Origin of the sequence: Chlamydia pneumoniae TW-183 (genome assembly GCF_000007205.1) — a bacterium.
Classification (GTDB): Bacteria; Chlamydiota; Chlamydiia; order Chlamydiales; family Chlamydiaceae; genus Chlamydia; species Chlamydia pneumoniae.
Map to the genome: position 1 here is coordinate 462,128 of NC_005043.1, position 17,180 is coordinate 479,307.

Consider the following 17,180-nt stretch of genomic DNA (forward strand, 5'->3'; position numbering starts at 1 on the left):
CTTTATCCCAAATCTAAATCCCCAAACACACAGCCTTACCTCCCCCTTCCATAAACTTCAATAGACCGTCTCATCAAGACTTTGGTCTCTTATTTAGGGGAAGAAAGCTAAAGTTATTTCTATAGTTTAGGACCTACCCTAGCCATAACATAAACTACTCATAGAGGATAAAGAGGAGAACGGGCTCTCTGATAGAGAGTCTTTGCTCAACGGTAAAAGTCTATAGCAAGATGGAAATAGAGATCCTCACCTCGTTCCCCCTTGTTTCGGAGAACGATTCCATTCTTCATAGAGACGCTTTAATGCAGCAGCTTCTTCGTCGCAATTTCTTAGCTTCTTGTCTGGAAGAATCCCTAAATAGAGGAGTGTGCGGTCAGCAACCCTAGAAAAAATGGGTGCCGCACAACGCCCCCCCATATAATTTTTCGTGCCGTCGGCTCGCAAACCATATTCAGGATCATCTATGGAGACGAGCATCACTAAAGGTGGGAAATTTCCCTCCGAGCTCTCTACGGGAGTAAAACCTATAAAAGAAGCAATATGACGGCGTTTATCATATTTTCCATGAATCATCTTTTCTGTAGTTCCTGTTTTCCCAGCACTAGAGTGATGCTTAGGAGAGGCTCGAAATCCCGAACCTCCGGGTAACGTTGTAAAACGCATGGCACGAACAACTTCTCTAGTAATTTCTTCTGAAAAGAGTCGTGTCTTCTCTTTAGTAGGAAGATGATATTCCTCTCCTGAAGCAGAGACGATCTTTTTTACTAAAGTGGGCCGGACGGCATAACCTCCGTTTGCAAGGATAGCGTAGGCTTGAACCATTTGTATCCCTGTTGCCAAAATATTATATCCCATAGCCAAAGAATATGGAGTAGATAAGGACCATTCCAGGGAACCATTAATATGGAAACGATGGGGAGAAGGCACCAAACCAGAGGCCTCACTGGGAAGCTCGATCCCTGTTTTTCTTCCAAATCCCAGAGCTAGCAACTTCTGTTGGTACCAGGCCACTCCTAAAGATTGTATGATGCGGTCAGCCAGCTGAGCTACATAGACATTCGAAGATTTCTGGATAGCCATGTACATATTCAATTGAGAGTTTCTAGAAATATCCTTAAGCGGAGATCCTTTTCGTCCAGGGAAGAGTGTCCTGGTCACATCGATAGGTTCTTCAGGATCAAAAATCTTTTTCTGCGATTTTAAGCTAGCCTCTTCGTTAGCTTGTAAAGCAATCGCCACAGTCAAAGGTTTCATGATCGACCCGGGTTCAAAAACATCGCTCACAAAAGATACCTTCGTATGTTCGATGCGCTCTTTGTTATTGAAGTATTCCTTATAATTTGTGGGATCGAAAAACGGATATTGAGCCAGTGCAAGAATCTCTCCTGTTTGGGAGTTCATTAGAATGAGCCTACCCCCCTGGGCTTTAGCTTCTAGCACGCCCCGTTCGAGTTCTTCCTCTGCAATGGTCTGGATCACAGGATTGATCGTAAGGTAGATATCAGAGCCATCTTTAGGCAGTTTGATAACACGATTCGTATCTAAACGGTTCAAAGGAGAACGCAACAGCTTTCTCTCTCCAACGTCCCCTTCCAGAATATGATTAAAGTACGCCTCCATCCCGCCTGTGGGAAAGGCTTTTCCTGTTTTCTCATCCTTAATTTCTCTTAAGGTATGGAGAACTTGTCCAAGGAGCTTCCCAAAAGGATACGAGCGTTGGTAGTCCGTAATAAAAAATAGGGCGTTTGTTGGTAAGCGATGCTTTGTTGCATATCCTTTCCACCAAAGGGATAGCCGGTCATGGACAGAAACATCTAATAAAGGATACAGCTTACAATACCGAGATTTCTTATCTAACTTTAGGGAGAGGTCGTCGTAGGTCTGCCCCTCAATAAATTGGAGAATCCCTTGGATGATCTCATCACGATGACATTCGGGAATAGCTAAAGGATCTGCACAAAGGTGAAATTTTGTAATATCGACAGCGAAAGGCTGCTGAAGGTCTTTGTCTCCCTTACGTACTGTCGTGTTAGCAAAAAAGGTGCCCCTTCGAAAAGGATCACGGACACAAAATTCGTGTTGCCCGAGAGCTTCTGCGGCCCAGTGGTCTCCTTCACAAATTTGAATTTTATAATAACGCAATACTAGAAGAGCATAAAGAGCAAACACTCCTAGAACAATTAGAGTCGAACGTTTACGGTAGCTCATAGGATAAAAGACTGATACTTTCTTCTGAGGGATATTCCAAATATTGGTATTCGGGAAGAGCTGCTATTTCCATCAAATGATCAGGTCTTTCTATTTTATCAATTAAAAAACGTAAAGAAATATTTTGCTGCTCAAGCTGACGCAAGCGTACAGATAAACAAGGAATTTCGAGGCGTAATTTCGTCAGCGAGTTCTGCTTATTAATATAGAAATAAAAGAGACTTCCACAAAAGCATAGACAGCAGCATAAACGTAAAAAACGACTTTTGTTCATTGGGAAGCTTTTTCAAAACACCGTAGTTTTGCTGATCTCGATCTAGGATTTCTTCGTACTTCTTGGTAGGTAGGTTGGATCACTTTCTTTGTGATTACCTTCCCCAGGCCAGAAGCTTCCGCCTCTTTAAAAAACCACTTCACAGGACGATCCTCAGAGCTACAAAAAGAAATAATGACAAGCCGTCCCTGAGGAGCCAGCCAAGATATAGCAGATGTTAGTAAACTTTTCAATTGTCTATCCTCTCCATTCACATAAACACGTAGAGCTTGAAAAATCAAGGTGAGTGGATGTATTTTTCTATGAAAACGATAGTGAGGGAAAACGCCAAGAAGAGCTTCTTTTACATCCTGGATCGAAAGAATTTTTTTATGCTTACGAAAATGGACAACAGCTTTAGCTGCAGATTTCCATTGTGGTTCCTCTCCATATTCACGAAAAATTCTCCCTAGTTCTTCTTCTTTTAGGGAGTTCAGGACATCGCTAGCGGAAAGCTCTTGCGTTTGATCCATACGCATATCCAACTCTTCTTTTTCCCCTTGAAAGCTAAACCCTCGGGATAGAGTATCCAGCTGCATAGAAGAGACTCCTAAATCTGCAAGAACTCCGTCATAAAGACGTGGAGTGGGTTGGTTCGCAAGATCTTCAAAAGAGGCGTGGGAAAAGGAGACTCTATCTTGAAAGGTCTCCAAACGTTTTTCTGCAATTGCCAAAGCCTGAAGATCTCGATCGGAGCCATCATAACAAGTTAGAGAGGGATACGCCTCAAGAAAAGCATACGCATGTCCTCCAGCTCCTAAGGTGACATCTCGAAAAGTCTGTGGAGGACGTTGAGCAAATAAAGCTAAACATTCTTCAACTAATACGGGAATATGCGCACGTTCGGACATAAGAATTTCCTAAGCTCTTGGCTTCAAATAAGGACAAAGATACAGGATTCCATAGAAAGAAGAAAGCCTTCCCTTATCTTAAATTCTCGCTAGTTCGCCACTCTAAATTTTTTGATAGGGGTGAGCTTTTTTCTTAAGTGCCTTCGATAAGGAGAAAAGGTTCAGGCTTCTGATCAAGACTATTGACTTTTTCCTAGACCGCACTATCATCTAGAGATAGAGACGGTTTTTTAAGGCCTCGCCATGGTAGAAATTTTTAATTATAGCACGTCTATATATGAGCAACATGCTTCCAATAATAGGATAGTCAGCGACTTTCGCAAAGAAATCCAGATGGAAGGCATCTCCATTCGTGATGTTGCCAAGCATGCGCAAATTTTGGATATGAACCCCAAGCCTTCGGCTTTGACGTCTCTTTTACAGACAAATCAAAAGTCGCACTGGGCATGTTTTTCCCCTCCAAATAATTTTTACAAACAGCGTTTTTCCACACCCTACCTGGCACCTTCTTTAGGATCTCCAGACCAACAAGATGAAGACATAGAAAAAATCTCCTCATTTTTAAAAGTTCTCACTCGAGGGAAGTTTTCCTATCGCAGTCAAATTACTCCCTTTTTGTCTTACAAAGATAAAGAAGAAGAGGAAGACGAAGATCCTGAAGAAGACGATGACGATCCTAGAGTACAACAAGGGAAAGTGCTCTTAAAAGCTCTAGATCTTGGAGTCAAGTCTACAAATGTGATGATAGACTATGTGATCTCTCGTATCTTTCAATTTGTTCAAGGATAATGTATGTTGGATAATGAATGGAAAGCAATCTTAGGCTGGGGAGATGATGAGTTAGAAGAACTCAGAATCTCAGGATATTCTTTTCTACGCCAAGGGCATTATTCAAAAGCGATTCTTTTTTTTGAAGCTCTAGTGATCTTAGATCCTTTAAGTATCTATGATCATCAAACTCTTGGAGGTCTTTATCTCCAAATTGGTGAAAATAGTCAGGCGCTTGCTGTTTTAGATCAGGCACTCCGCATGCAAGGAGATCATCTGCCTACACTCTTAAATAAAACAAAAGCTCTCTTCTGTTTGGGACGAATTGAAGAAGCTACTGCCATTGCCACCTACCTTTCATCCTGTCCCATACCAGCAATTGCTAATGATGCTGAAGCTCTATTGATGAGTTATAGTAAAGCAACCAAAAAAAATGCTGCGTTAGTTCGTTAATTTTTTCTCCTATAGAAAACGTATTTCGTGATTGAAGAACTCCGGATTTCTTTAGTTCTTTTTCCATTTTTATTACAAAATTTCATAATTATTTTTTCCTGAATTTGTGGTTCCTTATTGCCTAACGAAACCAACGATCCAATTTGCCTTAAAACCTAGTAATCGGTAGAGTTATTTTATCGGCAGAGCGTACCGCGTTTACCTGCGGAGGAAGGGTGTATAGGATCCATTCCTAACAGGAACTTCACCCAGGGAATGCAGGATCCAATCTGAACGCGAAGAGTCATTGCACTCAGTGCAATGAATAGTCAAGATGCAATGAGATTTTCTCGCCATCACTCATGGGATGGGTCGATTGTATTTGGGAAAGCTTTATAAATAAAGAGAGCGGCATGTTAACCTGTAACGAGTGCACTACTTGGGAACAGTTTTTAAATTATGTTAAGACACGTTGCTCGAAAACGGCTTTTGAAAATTGGATTTCTCCTATTCAAGTTCTTGAAGAAACTCAAGAGAAAATTCGCTTAGAAGTCCCCAACATTTTTGTACAAAATTATCTTCTTGATAACTACAAAAGAGACCTCTGTTCTTTTGTCCCCTTAGATGTTCATGGAGAGCCTGCTTTAGAATTTGTAGTTGCAGAACACAAGAAACCTTCAGCCCCCGTGGCTTCTCAAAAAGAATCAAACGAAGGAATTTCTGAGGTCTTTGAAGAAACTAAAGATTTTGAATTAAAGCTGAATCTCTCCTATCGCTTTGATAATTTCATTGAAGGTCCCTCAAATCAATTTGTGAAGTCTGCAGCTGTAGGTATTGCTGGGAAACCTGGCCGCTCCTACAACCCTTTATTCATCCATGGGGGTGTGGGATTAGGCAAAACGCATTTACTTCATGCCGTAGGTCACTACGTAAGAGAACATCATAAAAATCTACGCATCCATTGCATCACTACAGAAGCGTTTATCAACGATCTTGTCTACCATCTCAAATCCAAGTCTGTTGATAAAATGAAAAATTTTTATCGTTCCCTAGATTTACTTCTTGTTGATGATATTCAATTTTTACAGAATCGCCAAAATTTTGAAGAAGAGTTTTGCAATACCTTTGAGACTTTGATCAACCTGAGTAAGCAAATTGTAATTACCAGTGATAAACCTCCAAGTCAGCTCAAACTTTCCGAGCGTATCATTGCTAGAATGGAATGGGGACTGGTTGCTCACGTCGGCATCCCTGATTTAGAAACTCGGGTTGCGATTTTACAGCACAAGGCGGAGCAAAAAGGATTGCTCATTCCTAATGAAATGGCATTTTATATTGCGGATCACATCTATGGCAATGTCCGTCAATTGGAAGGAGCTATCAACAAGCTGACTGCCTATTGTCGTCTTTTCGGCAAGTCTCTTACAGAAACTACAGTCCGAGAAACTCTAAAAGAGCTCTTCCGTTCTCCAACAAAACAAAAAATTTCTGTAGAAACGATCTTAAAAAGTGTTGCTACAGTATTCCAAGTAAAGCTGAATGATCTTAAGGGAAACTCACGCTCTAAAGATCTTGTGTTAGCTCGGCAAATTGCTATGTATTTAGCAAAAACTCTTATTACAGATTCTTTAGTTGCAATAGGAGCTGCTTTTGGTAAAACTCATTCGACAGTACTTTATGCCTGTAAAACTATAGAACATAAATTACAAAATGACGAAACTCTTAAGCGTCAAGTAAATCTCTGTAAAAATCATATTGTTGGTTAATTTAGGGGGTGTCCCATGTTCCGTAGAACAGGAAAAGGTCCTTTTGAAGATGTGCAAACACTTTACGAAGAAGAAACTTCTTCACCTTCCAGCTACTCGCCATATTCAAGATCCGAGCGCCCAGAGACCCCTCCAAGTCTTTTTGACAACCCTAAAGCTTCGGAAGCTCGCCCTTTGAATCACAATTTAACTGAAGAATCTTCTCTTCCTCAATGGTCCTCAACTCCAAGAACAGAATCTCTACTCCCTCTTGAAGAACCTGAAACTACCTTAGGAGAAGGCGTCACCTTTAAAGGAGAACTTGCTTTTGAACGTCTCCTACGTATTGACGGAACTTTTGAAGGCATTTTAGTCTCAAAAGGAAAAATTATTATCGGTCCTAAAGGAGTGGTAAAGGCAGATATTCAGCTACAAGAAGCCATTATTGAAGGGGTTGTAGAAGGAAATATCACAGTATCTGGAAAAGTCGAACTCCGTGGAGGCGCAATCATTAAAGGAGACATCCAAGCGAACACGTTGTGTGTTGATGAGGGCGTACGTATTCTTGGTTACCTTGCAATTGCAGGAATTACTGATCATTCTGAGAGAGAAAGAGACTTATAGATACTAGAGGTGATGCACTCCCTCCAACGATAGTTTGCATCCATTTTTGTGATAAAGGATAGGCCGACAAAAAGCAGATACCTTCCCCTTTAGGAAGTTTTTCTATTTGTCTTTTCTTAGGAAGCCACGGCCACAAGGGAATGCGTAAAAGCTTTTCTAGTTTAGCAACTTCTACTACGATTTTCCTAGAAATTGTCGATGTTATATAGGCAATACAACTCGGAGTCTCATCCAGTGAAGCTAGCTCAAAGGCGATACTCTTAGAAAAAAACTGCAGAGCGGGTCGCTTACCTTCACAAGCACGAGCATATACCGAGAGGGCCGTTTGCGAAGGAAGGTACAAGCTGAAAGCTTGAAGTTGTGAAGAGGGTGAACACTGGCTACATAGACGTGTTTCGGAAGAACCAAGATAACGAAAACAATGTAGACAACGCCCTTCTCTATCTTCTACGAGAAGTTTTTCCAAGCAGTTGGAACAAAAGTAGGCTCCTGGAGCTTGACAGCCATAACATAACTTTGGAAACAGCAACGAAAAAAGTACCATCTATTTTTGAATCATGAAAATTTTTATTCCTAAAATTTTAAGCAGTTTGCTACGTTTTTGAACGTGTAGAAGCTTCAACTTTTCTCTCAATCACAATGCTCAAAAAATTCATAAATTCTCTTTGGAAACTATGTCAACAAGACAAGTATCAGCGCTTTACTCCCATTGTCGATGCGATAGATACATTTTGTTACGAACCTATTGAAACCCCTTCCAAGCCTCCTTTCATCCGCGATTCTGTAGATGTTAAGCGTTGGATGATGCTTGTTGTTATCGCTTTGTTTCCCGCGACCTTTGTTGCGATCTGGAATTCAGGACTTCAATCTATCGTTTATAGCTCAGGCAATCCTGTGCTGATGGAGCAATTCTTACATATTTCTGGATTTGGTAGTTATTTATCCTTTGTTTACAAAGAGATCCATATAGTTCCTATCCTTTGGGAAGGACTTAAGATCTTTATTCCTCTACTTACGATTAGCTATGTTGTCGGGGGTACTTGTGAGGTCCTATTTGCTGTAGTTCGTGGGCATAAAATCGCAGAAGGACTGCTAGTAACCGGAATCCTCTATCCCCTTACTCTCCCTCCGACAATTCCTTACTGGATGGCAGCCTTAGGGATCGCCTTTGGTATTGTTGTCAGTAAAGAGCTCTTCGGAGGCACAGGGATGAACATCCTCAATCCTGCTCTATCAGGAAGGGCATTCTTATTTTTTACGTTTCCAGCAAAGATGAGTGGTGACGTTTGGGTAGGAAGCAACCCCGGAGTGATTAAAGATAGCCTCATGAAGATGAACTCCTCGACAGGAAAAGTACTCATTGATGGATTTTCACAGTCTACCTGCCTACAAACTCTAAATTCGACACCCCCCTCTGTAAAGCGTCTGCATGTCGATGCGATTGCTGCAAATATGCTTCACATTCCTCACGTCCCTACTCAAGATGTCATTCACTCACAATTTTCTCTTTGGACAGAGACGCATCCTGGTTGGGTTTTAGATAATCTCACTCTTACACAACTTCAAACGTTTGTTACAGCTCCTGTTGCTGAGGGAGGATTGGGGCTGCTTCCCACACAGTTCGATTCTGCCTATGCTATTACCGATGTGATCTATGGGATTGGGAAGTTCTCAGCTGGGAATCTCTTTTGGGGAAACATTATAGGTTCTCTGGGGGAGACCTCCACTTTCGCCTGTCTGTTGGGTGCAATATTCCTTATTGTTACAGGCATTGCCTCTTGGAGAACCATGGCAGCCTTTGGGATAGGAGCCTTTCTCACAGGCTGGCTCTTTAAGTTTATCAGCGTACTCATCGTGGGACAAAACGGAGCTTGGGCACCTGCTCGATTCTTCATTCCCGCCTATCGGCAGCTTTTCCTCGGAGGACTTGCTTTTGGTTTAGTCTTTATGGCTACGGATCCCGTATCATCGCCGACTATGAAATTAGGGAAATGGATTTACGGATTCTTTATAGGATTTATGACTATTGTGATTCGTCTTATCAATCCTGCGTATCCTGAGGGAGTGATGTTAGCGATCCTTCTGGGCAATGTATTTGCCCCTCTTATCGACTATTTTGCTGTTAGAAAGTATAGAAAAAGGGGAGTCTAGAATATGTCTAAAGGCTCTTCAAAACATACCGTCCGCATAAACCAAACCTGGTACATCGTTTCCTTTATCCTGGGCCTCAGCTTATTTGCAGGAGTGCTGTTATCCACAATCTACTATGTGCTCTCCCCAATACAGGAACAAGCTGCTACTTTCGATCGCAATAAGCAAATGCTTTTAGCTGCTCATATTTTAGATTTTAAAGGAAGATTTCAAATTCAGGAAAAAAAAGAGTGGGTGCCTGCGACTTTCGATAAAAAAACACAACTTCTTGAAGTTGCTACAAAAAAAGTCTCTGAGGTTTCCTATCCTGAATTAGAGCTGTATGCCGAGCGCTTTGTCCGTCCTCTACTTACAGATGCCCAAGGCAAGGTATTTTCTTTTGAAGAAAAAAATCTGAATCCCATTGAATTTTTTGAGAAATATCAAGAAAGCCCTCCGTGTCAGCAATCCCCCCTCCCCTTTTATGTCATTTTAGAGAATACCTCTCGCACAGAAAATATGTCAGGAGCCGACGTTGCGAAAGACCTTTCTACAGTTCAAGCTTTGATCTTCCCTATATCAGGATTCGGCCTTTGGGGCCCCATCCATGGCTATCTAGGAGTGAAAAACGACGGTGACACTGTATTGGGAACCGCATGGTACCAACAAGGAGAAACTCCAGGTTTAGGAGCAAATATTACAAATCCCGAATGGCAAGAGCAATTCTATGGGAAGAAAATCTTCCTACAAGATTCTTCTGGAACTACAAATTTTGCAACAACAGACCTAGGGCTTGAGGTAGTTAAAGGTTCCGTGCGTACTACTTTGGGAGATTCTCCAAAAGCTCTTTCTGCTATTGATGGGATTTCTGGAGCCACCTTAACATGCAACGGTGTCACTGAAGCTTATGTACAATCTCTGGCTTGCTATCGTCAGCTCCTTATAAATTTTTCTAATTTAACCCATGAAAAGAAAACAGGCGAATGACAAGTAAAAAGTCCTATAAAAGCTATTTCTTTGATCCTCTATGGAGCAACAACCAAATTCTCATTGCGATTTTGGGGATTTGCTCGGCTCTGGCAGTGACAACAACAGTACAAACGGCAATTACTATGGGAATTGCTGTCAGCATTGTTACAGGATGCTCGTCTTTCTTTGTTTCCTTATTACGTAAGTTCACTCCTGACAGTGTGAGAATGATTACTCAGCTAATTATCATTAGCTTGTTTGTGATTGTTATCGACCAGTTTTTAAAAGCTTTTTTCTTTGATATTTCCAAAACACTTTCTGTTTTTGTGGGTCTTATCATCACCAATTGCATCGTGATGGGAAGGTCTGAAAGTCTAGCTAGGCATGTGACTCCTATTCCAGCGTTCTTAGATGGGTTTGCCTCTGGCTTAGGATACGGCTGGGTCTTACTTGTCATTGGAGTCATCAGAGAACTCTTTGGTTTTGGAACTCTTATGGGGTTTCGCATCATCCCTCAATTTGTTTATGCTTCCGAAACCCACCCCGATGGATACCAAAATTTAAGTCTTATGGTGCTAGCACCGTCGGCTTTTTTCCTACTTGGTATTATGATTTGGCTTGTTAACATTCGAGACTCTAAAAAGAGAAAAAGGTAGTTTATGTGGTTAGGTGCGTATACTTGGCTTAATGTCTTTGGTATTCTTCTACAAGCAGCCTTTATTCAGAATATCCTTCTTGCGAATTTCTTGGGGATGTGTAGTTACCTTGCTTGCTCTACTAGGGTTTCTACAGCCAATGGCTTGGGGATGTCCGTAGCCCTTGTTCTCACTGTAACAGGGAGCATCAACTGGTTTGTCCATGCTTTCATCACGGGCCCTAAAGCTCTAACTTGGATCTCTCCATCTTTAGCTTCTGTAAACCTAGGTTTTCTGGAGCTGATTATTTTCATCGTGGTGATTGCGGCATTCACGCAAATCTTAGAGCTTCTTTTAGAAAAGGTCTCCAGGAATCTATATCTCTCCTTAGGGATCTTCCTTCCCTTGATTGCTGTGAACTGCGCGATCCTAGGGGGTGTGCTCTTCGGAATCACACGTAGTTATCCTTTTATTCCTATGATGATCTTCTCTTTAGGAGCGGGATGTGGGTGGTGGCTCGCTATTGTTATTTTAGCCACTATCAAAGAAAAACTCGCCTACTCTGATATTCCCAAAAACCTCCAGGGAATGGGGATCTCCTTCATTACAACAGGCCTCATTGCTATGGCTTTTATGAGCTTAACAGGTATTGATATTTCTAAACCTTCAGCAAAGATTCAAAGAGCTCCTCTAGAGACTGAAGTTGTTGAAAACACGACCAATCCACTAAAAGAATCTTCGTCCAAACACCAGCCAAGTATTTCTAAAGCACGAACGCAGCGTCGCTCTCTCTAGGAACTTTCCTAGAGTCGAGTTTCTAGTGAACTTTTGTACACAGAGATGCTTCTAAACAATTTCAATTCGAGATATGGAAGGCGGCTTTTTGCAAGCTGTGGCGATTTTACTTGCGATACAATAAACAACGATCGTCAGTAAAACACAAATAGCAAGAGCTATACCTATATAGAGAGCGCAGAGTCTCAGTTGAGAACCTTCACAAGAAAACAAAGTCACGGCGAAAGCTACAGCTAACGAAGTGAGGAGAATAGCAAGCACTTTCGCAAAAATCCGATAAGATAAAGAATTCTCCGAATGGAGAAGGACACTAGAATACCGTTTTAGGAAGGTCAGAGTATCGGGATTTTGTCGAGAACGGGGAACGTACTTAGGTAATGTAGTCATGATTTTTCAATCAATAAAATGTCCAACTCAGCTTTCATGCGCTACCTTAGTTTTTTCTAAGGCATTGGAAATCTTATAACGCCAACACGCACAAACTAACATAGATAAGGTAATGCAACTCGCAGCAATCCAGATCGAGAGCTGTAGAGGTGCCGATCCCGTTAAAAATAGGCCACAGGCTACCAAAGAAATCGCTATCAATGAAAGGACCATGATGGCTATAGTAAGCTTCTTCACACGAGATACCCCGGAAGATAATGCGGACAATTCTTCAGAAGATAGTTGCACATGATCTTGTAGGACATGAGGGGCTACCGGACTAGCTGGATCCATAGAATAATTCTGATGTATTTTTTAAACCTTAGACATAAATTTTAAATGTTTTAGCCTTAAAAAAATACCTCTTATCTTCTGAAAAAAATGAGTATATCTAATAAAAAATTTACTCTTCATCCATCAAAGAAAGATTAGAAGGATCCCAGTCCTGGTCTAGTCGGACTACAGCCAACCATCCCTCACCTTCTGGAGCTTCGTTAATCTTCTGAGGATTATCCACTAAATCAAGGTTGATATCGATAACCTCTCCTGATACAGGACTTAACACCTCTATAGCAGATTTAGAAGATTCCAGAATGACTAAAACCTCACCTTCTTTACATAGACTCCCTACTGAAGGTAAATCCACATGGAGAATGGCTCCTAAGTTTTTCTGCATTTTTTCTGTTAACCCGAGGCGCACCACCCTCTCATGGACGGGCAAAATCCAAACATGATAATCAGAATACCACATCACCTTACGACTCCCTGTTCTATAAAGCGTTCCATATAGGATCCTAAAAGTTCTTCATCTAGCTGACTTTTAGCTAAAAATAGTTTATCCACGCTAGCAGGACGATCATACAGTAAATGAGAGAGGCATTGATAATAACAGGGCCCTTCGTTAGGACTCATGAATACAGAAGAATAGTCTCCTACCTTCATAGAGAAAATCCTATCAAACTCTTGGGGCAGCTCCTTGTCTCCTCGGGAAAAAGTCTTCAATGAGCGATCTAAGCTCCAAGAGAAAGACCCCTCGAGATGCCTTCCCAATCTGTGGTTTTCCACTACCTTCCAAAGACGTCGTTGCCATAGGCTAGCGCCTTCTTCTCCTGGATACCGTGTACGCAACGCAGATTCTAGACGCTCCATGTCAACAAGATGACCATGAGAAGTAAGTAACTGTGAGGCCAAATCTCTCTTTAAAACCTCACGATAAGGAAGCACTTCTTCTTTTTCAAAAGAACTATTAACAATAATAGTATAATAGGTCTCTGCATCCTGGCTATATAAATCTAAAACCTCGTTTTCAAGCAACACTTTGGCTAATTGCTGACCGTCGGATATTCCTGGTAGAGCACTATTCTTCCCTGCAGATAAGAGAACTTCTTGGCTCTGCTTAGGAACTTGCTGTAGCGATTGCAGAATTCTCTCAGGGCGGGCCCTTAAGATTTCCTTGCGTGTGAAAAGAGAAATTTTATCTCGCAGCGCAGGCTTAAGATGTTGGAAGTCTTTATACGACTGACACGTCTCAACGTCAGGAAACTGCTGGAGAATCTCCTGGAAGTGCTCAGAATTTTGTTGCCAGTGCAGCACTTCAACCATAGGTACAGTAGCTGCTAAGTCTTGCAAAGCGACTCTCTTATAGTCTATAGAAAACCGTCTGCCTACTAACCGAGGCTCTTTAGCTTTTATGGTCGCTATAGGAAGGATCTCATTAGGAACATCCAAACTATCCGATTTAGGTAAACTCACTAACTTTAAATAGACTTCGAAAGCTTTTAACTCTTGTTTTGTTTTAAAGCTATACTCCTTAGGGAGTCTAAAGAACTCTACTTGTATGGAATCTTTTCCTTGAACGAAAAATGTAGTTAGAGGTTGGAAGTCAAAAGAAACGCCTCCCTGCAATAGGAGAAGAGCTCTTTTGCACAACAATATGTCTCGATACATATTGAAAAATTCGGACTCAGAGATCTCTAAAAACTGAAAATACGAGTTTACAAATTCTTCAAATCCTAAGGAAAATTCCTTATTCTTACTGATCTTAGTATAGGCATGCTTCGCCTTATCATAAAAGTCGTCACGAGCTTCTTGTTTTGAGGGCCTGGGAAGTACTTTTTTCTGCTCGTCAATAAAGCGGATCAAGAGCTCAACAGCAGCAGAAAGGTAGGCATCCCCAAACCAGTCTTGAATCGTCTGGTAGCCAAATAACCGCAAGTCTTTCCCGCGAGATAAGGCTTCATCTGGGGGAAGAGCAAACATTTGCCTGCGGTACTCCAACATTTGTCGAAGCACATAATGAGGGAACCTTCTCTCTTCTAAAAAGAGCTTGGCTCTAGCAAGAAATCCTTCTTTTGATATGGGGTTCTCGATTTGTTGAAAGACCTTCAGGATCTCTAAAAGCTGGGGAGCTGAAGATTTCCAAACTTCTTCAGAGGAAATAAAAGGAGCGTCAAAACGACGATACGGCTGGTAAGCTTTCTCCTTACTAAAAATTTTCTCTCCCGGATGGTACACTTTTAAAAAGAGTTTTTCTCCCACCCTTGTCGTTAGAAAATAATCAGTAAGTAGCCCCTCATTGATAAAATTCCAAGCTCTAGGGTTCCCTGTAAATGGATACGCTTCGTGAGCAAAGAACTTCTTCATAGCCATGAAATCTTTCTCTACATACCGCTTCCCTGAAGCGGTAGTAAAAACAGTCCGACGTGAGGTGGACTCTGCAGAACCTTTTCTAGAGAATCGTCCCCAACCCACTCCAGTACCAGAAACACAAACTACAGCAATGACAATGCCGATAAATTTTTTTTGATGCTTATAGAAGAACGATAACAAGGTCCACCCTCTACCCAAACAATAAAAGCGTAGTGTAAACGATAGCAGAGAAAAAAACCAGGCAGGATCCCTGCAGAGCCTGCAGAAGAGATCCTGTTGGTAGATTCGCACCCAGGGACGCTAGGCTGGCATATAGGTCAGCTGCAAATGTCCCAAAGTGTGGTGTACGGAATGGAAATACCAAGAGAAAATGTCGCCATGACTTACAGGAATCGACAATCCGATATCTTTATTGAAGACTTTGTTAGCTTTTGCAGCGACTTCTGGAGATTCGATAACTACAATACTTTCGTAATCAAAGGCATCACTTTTCTTTCCAAAATTATAACTTCCGATCACAAAAATTTCATCATCGATAATCATACACTTCTTGTGCAACTGCGTTTCCCAAATAGCAAACTCATAAATAGAAACCCGCTCATAAGGTTTTAGCTTTTCGCAAAACCATTTTTTCCAAAGAGGATACCGTTTCCCATAGAGCAAGGCGAAATAGTTAATACGGTTTCCCCAAGCATAGGGTCCTGTAATTGCAGGACTTAATTCATGACAGCCGTTCGTAATTAAACTCAGATGAACACCGTGATTATGAGAAACGTCGACAAGAGCATTTAAAAGCTCGTCCTTAGGGATGAAATACATGTGAGCAAGCTTCACAGAAGATCTAGCTCCCTGGATAAGTTTCAAATATTCTTGAGTCACAGGATTGGGTTGCTTATCGTGGGGACCACCTAAAACTATCCTGATCTTGGAAGAGTCGACAAGAACAAGATCTTCATGTTTGTCAAATCCAGGAAATACTGTCTCCTCGGCTTGTTCTAAAGTCAGTGGAGGACAGGCGCCTGCAAACTGTTCAGGATTATCAATGAACCACATATGATGTGCATAGTAGTCCCACATAGCAAATTGCTTATGATATTCTTCTCTGAGCTGCAAACCGAATGCTGTAGAACGCAACATGATATCCTGATCACGAAATGCTAGGGGCCGACGCACTCCACTGACAAATAAACGTGGGTTATCCACTTTCTCAGGAACCTCATCCCCTGGAGTGCACATAAACTCTTCAAAATTGGTACCACCTAAAATACAATATTTCCCATCGATGATAGAAAGTTTGATATGCATTTCAATGACATTAGGAGCGAGGATGCTTGTTGAGGGTGGGCACCCTGTAAAAACGTAGAAAAACCGGTTGGGATGACGTTCTTTGAGAGCTTTGAGTAATTTTTGGTCTTCAGCATCGGTAAACGTGGGTTGGATAATGATATAGCTACAGAGCTCTGGAACCAGATCCATACGAGCCTCGAGGTGATCTACCATCTCTTTAAGCGTTCGGCCTCCTGTCATGCAGGGACACAGTTCTACATAAAAATTTGCATGATCTATGCAATCCAATATCTGTTGAAAGGCCTCTACACTATTGTCATAAACAAGAACTCCAACCTTCTCCTTGTCTGAAGCTACGATTGTCTTTGCTGAAACAGAATTAGGAACCAGCAAAATAAAAAATATTCCAAGAGCTGCCAAGCGAAAACGCAACCGACTCATCATAACCCCTCACCACAAAACAATTTAATAAACGCCTCTTTGACTTGCTGACGCGCCTCCTGCAGCACTTCATCAGCAGCTTCCAAACCTAAAGGGAAAAACGCGTGAATCTGGATTTGTTCAATAATTTCTTCAAGAACCTCGGGTTTTAAAAATCTCTGGTAAAACTCAGAAGAACTTCCCGATAAGAATAAGGATCCTTGATGTAAAAATCCCTGTTGCACCTTGCGTTGGGCAGCGCCCCCTATCTTCTTGTCCCCAAAAAGAACGTCATACTTCGAAGTTTTTGCCATACAAAAATTTCCTGAATCTCTGGAAGAAGAGTTTTCGTCTTCTGGAGCTAACATTCCCTGGATCCGAAATACTTTCTCTAGAACCTTCGCTACAAAAGAGTTTACAGTATGGTAGTTCTCAAGTACCGAAGAAGAATAGGAAGGATGTGTCGCAGACATAAGAACAGAAAAAGCATAATCTCCCTTATGGAAGACAAATCCCCCTCCCGTAGGCCGCACTGCGGCGTCCAATCCTAGATCCGCATAGTTGGAAAGTAAAAATTTTTCTGGACGCATAAAGTGACCGTACGTCAGAGAACAAGGATTCTCCCACTCATAAAGGTGTAAAATGAGCTCCCCATCTTGCAGAGATTCTAATAAATCTCTGTCCTTAGCCATGTGGGAGGCCGCTGAAGATTTTCCTGAATCTACGATACGAACTTTCATATAACAAACATAAAACTAATTAAGACTGTTTCAAAAGAAGCTGAACTATTGTATCATATACAAAAGGTTTGTGCATAACTTTCCCTTAAACTCAGAGGAATTTTACCAAATTTGCTGGTTTAGAGCGAAGAGTTGCATCATTATTTTAAATTTCGTATATGCTTAAGGAAAGTTCTACCCCTGTCTTT

General features: G+C 41.5%; 18 protein-coding genes. 8 read left to right on the forward strand and 10 right to left on the reverse strand.

What is annotated here, in order from left to right; translation table 11 throughout:
- Positions 1–246 precede the first annotated feature (246 nt).
- From CPB_RS02140 to rsmH, 3 genes are read right to left on the reverse strand one after another with little or no spacing between them, the layout of a single operon-like run.
- Positions 247–2,208 carry a peptidoglycan D,D-transpeptidase FtsI family protein gene (locus tag CPB_RS02140; protein ID WP_010883062.1) on the reverse strand — a complete coding sequence of 654 codons (1,962 nt, stop codon included), beginning with the start codon at positions 2,206–2,208 and terminating at the stop codon, positions 247–249.
- Complete coding sequence (locus tag CPB_RS02145; protein WP_010883063.1) at positions 2,195–2,482, reverse strand: hypothetical protein; 288 nt, start codon at positions 2,480–2,482, stop codon at positions 2,195–2,197. The genes CPB_RS02140 and CPB_RS02145 overlap by 14 nt, the downstream gene beginning before the upstream one ends.
- Complete coding sequence (gene rsmH, locus CPB_RS02150; RefSeq protein WP_010883064.1) at positions 2,479–3,372, reverse strand: 16S rRNA (cytosine(1402)-N(4))-methyltransferase RsmH; 894 nt, start codon at positions 3,370–3,372, stop codon at positions 2,479–2,481. Before rsmH ends, CPB_RS02145 begins: the two co-directional genes overlap by 4 nt.
- 243 nt (positions 3,373–3,615) lie before the next feature.
- Here rsmH and CPB_RS02155 point away from each other — a divergent pair, with 243 nt between their 5' ends.
- The 4 genes from CPB_RS02155 to CPB_RS02170 all read left to right on the forward strand — a co-directional run bounded on the left by CPB_RS02155 (position 3,616) and on the right by CPB_RS02170 (position 6,941).
- Positions 3,616–4,161: a DUF5399 family protein gene (locus CPB_RS02155; RefSeq protein ID WP_010883065.1), complete on the forward strand. Its 546-nt coding sequence runs from the start codon at positions 3,616–3,618 to the stop codon at positions 4,159–4,161.
- Between the two features lie 3 nt (positions 4,162–4,164).
- Positions 4,165–4,593 carry a hypothetical protein gene (locus CPB_RS02160; protein ID WP_010883066.1) on the forward strand — a complete coding sequence of 143 codons (429 nt, stop codon included), beginning with the start codon at positions 4,165–4,167 and terminating at the stop codon, positions 4,591–4,593.
- A gap of 392 nt (positions 4,594–4,985) precedes the next feature.
- The gene (gene dnaA, locus CPB_RS02165; protein WP_010883067.1) at positions 4,986–6,338 is read left to right on the forward strand and encodes a chromosomal replication initiator protein DnaA; all 1,353 of its coding nucleotides are present in this window, start codon (positions 4,986–4,988) and stop codon (positions 6,336–6,338) included.
- Positions 6,339–6,353: 15 nt separating this feature from the next.
- Positions 6,354–6,941, forward strand: a complete 588-nt coding sequence (locus CPB_RS02170) for a bactofilin family protein (protein ID WP_010883068.1) — start codon at positions 6,354–6,356, stop codon at positions 6,939–6,941.
- Here the strand turns inward: CPB_RS02170 and CPB_RS02175 are convergent.
- Positions 6,907–7,485, reverse strand: a complete 579-nt coding sequence (locus tag CPB_RS02175) for a hypothetical protein (RefSeq protein ID WP_010883069.1) — start codon at positions 7,483–7,485, stop codon at positions 6,907–6,909. The two genes, CPB_RS02170 and CPB_RS02175, sit on opposite strands and share 35 nt — an antisense overlap.
- A gap of 95 nt (positions 7,486–7,580) precedes the next feature.
- Here CPB_RS02175 and CPB_RS02180 point away from each other — a divergent pair, with 95 nt between their 5' ends.
- The 4 genes from CPB_RS02180 to nqrE are packed head-to-tail and all read left to right on the forward strand — an operon-like array spanning position 7,581 to position 11,470.
- Positions 7,581–9,092, forward strand: coding sequence for a Na(+)-transporting NADH-quinone reductase subunit B (locus CPB_RS02180; RefSeq protein WP_010883070.1), 1,512 nt, complete (start codon positions 7,581–7,583; stop codon positions 9,090–9,092).
- A 3-nt stretch (positions 9,093–9,095) separates the two neighbouring features.
- The gene (locus tag CPB_RS02185; protein ID WP_010883071.1) at positions 9,096–10,058 is read left to right on the forward strand and encodes a Na(+)-translocating NADH-quinone reductase subunit C; all 963 of its coding nucleotides are present in this window, start codon (positions 9,096–9,098) and stop codon (positions 10,056–10,058) included.
- Positions 10,055–10,696 (forward strand): NADH:ubiquinone reductase (Na(+)-transporting) subunit D, encoded by a 642-nt coding sequence (gene nqrD, locus CPB_RS02190; protein ID WP_010883072.1) that lies wholly within the window; start codon positions 10,055–10,057, stop codon positions 10,694–10,696. Before CPB_RS02185 ends, nqrD begins: the two co-directional genes overlap by 4 nt.
- A gap of 3 nt (positions 10,697–10,699) precedes the next feature.
- Positions 10,700–11,470, forward strand: a complete 771-nt coding sequence (gene nqrE / locus CPB_RS02195) for an NADH:ubiquinone reductase (Na(+)-transporting) subunit E (RefSeq protein ID WP_010883073.1) — start codon at positions 10,700–10,702, stop codon at positions 11,468–11,470.
- A 51-nt stretch (positions 11,471–11,521) separates the two neighbouring features.
- On the opposite strand, the gene CPB_RS02200 is transcribed toward nqrE, so the two are convergent.
- The 6 genes from CPB_RS02200 to CPB_RS02225 all read right to left on the reverse strand — a co-directional run bounded on the left by CPB_RS02200 (position 11,522) and on the right by CPB_RS02225 (position 16,992).
- Positions 11,522–11,857, reverse strand: coding sequence for a hypothetical protein (locus CPB_RS02200; protein WP_010883074.1), 336 nt, complete (start codon positions 11,855–11,857; stop codon positions 11,522–11,524).
- Positions 11,858–11,884: 27 nt separating this feature from the next.
- Positions 11,885–12,190, reverse strand: coding sequence for a hypothetical protein (locus tag CPB_RS02205; protein ID WP_010883075.1), 306 nt, complete (start codon positions 12,188–12,190; stop codon positions 11,885–11,887).
- Between the two features lie 109 nt (positions 12,191–12,299).
- On the reverse strand, positions 12,300–12,647 hold the full coding sequence (locus CPB_RS02210; protein ID WP_010883076.1) for a glycine cleavage protein H-like protein: 348 nt from the start codon (positions 12,645–12,647) through the stop codon (positions 12,300–12,302).
- Positions 12,647–14,725, reverse strand: a complete 2,079-nt coding sequence (locus CPB_RS02215; protein WP_011126138.1) for a hypothetical protein — start codon at positions 14,723–14,725, stop codon at positions 12,647–12,649. The genes CPB_RS02210 and CPB_RS02215 overlap by 1 nt, the downstream gene beginning before the upstream one ends.
- 120 nt (positions 14,726–14,845) lie before the next feature.
- A complete protein-coding gene (locus CPB_RS02220; RefSeq protein ID WP_010883078.1) occupies positions 14,846–16,276 on the reverse strand; it encodes a phospholipase D-like domain-containing protein in 1,431 nt (476 codons plus the stop codon).
- The gene (locus CPB_RS02225; RefSeq protein WP_010883079.1) at positions 16,273–16,992 is read right to left on the reverse strand and encodes a lipoate--protein ligase family protein; all 720 of its coding nucleotides are present in this window, start codon (positions 16,990–16,992) and stop codon (positions 16,273–16,275) included. Before CPB_RS02225 ends, CPB_RS02220 begins: the two co-directional genes overlap by 4 nt.
- Positions 16,993–17,180: the final 188 nt, after the last annotated feature.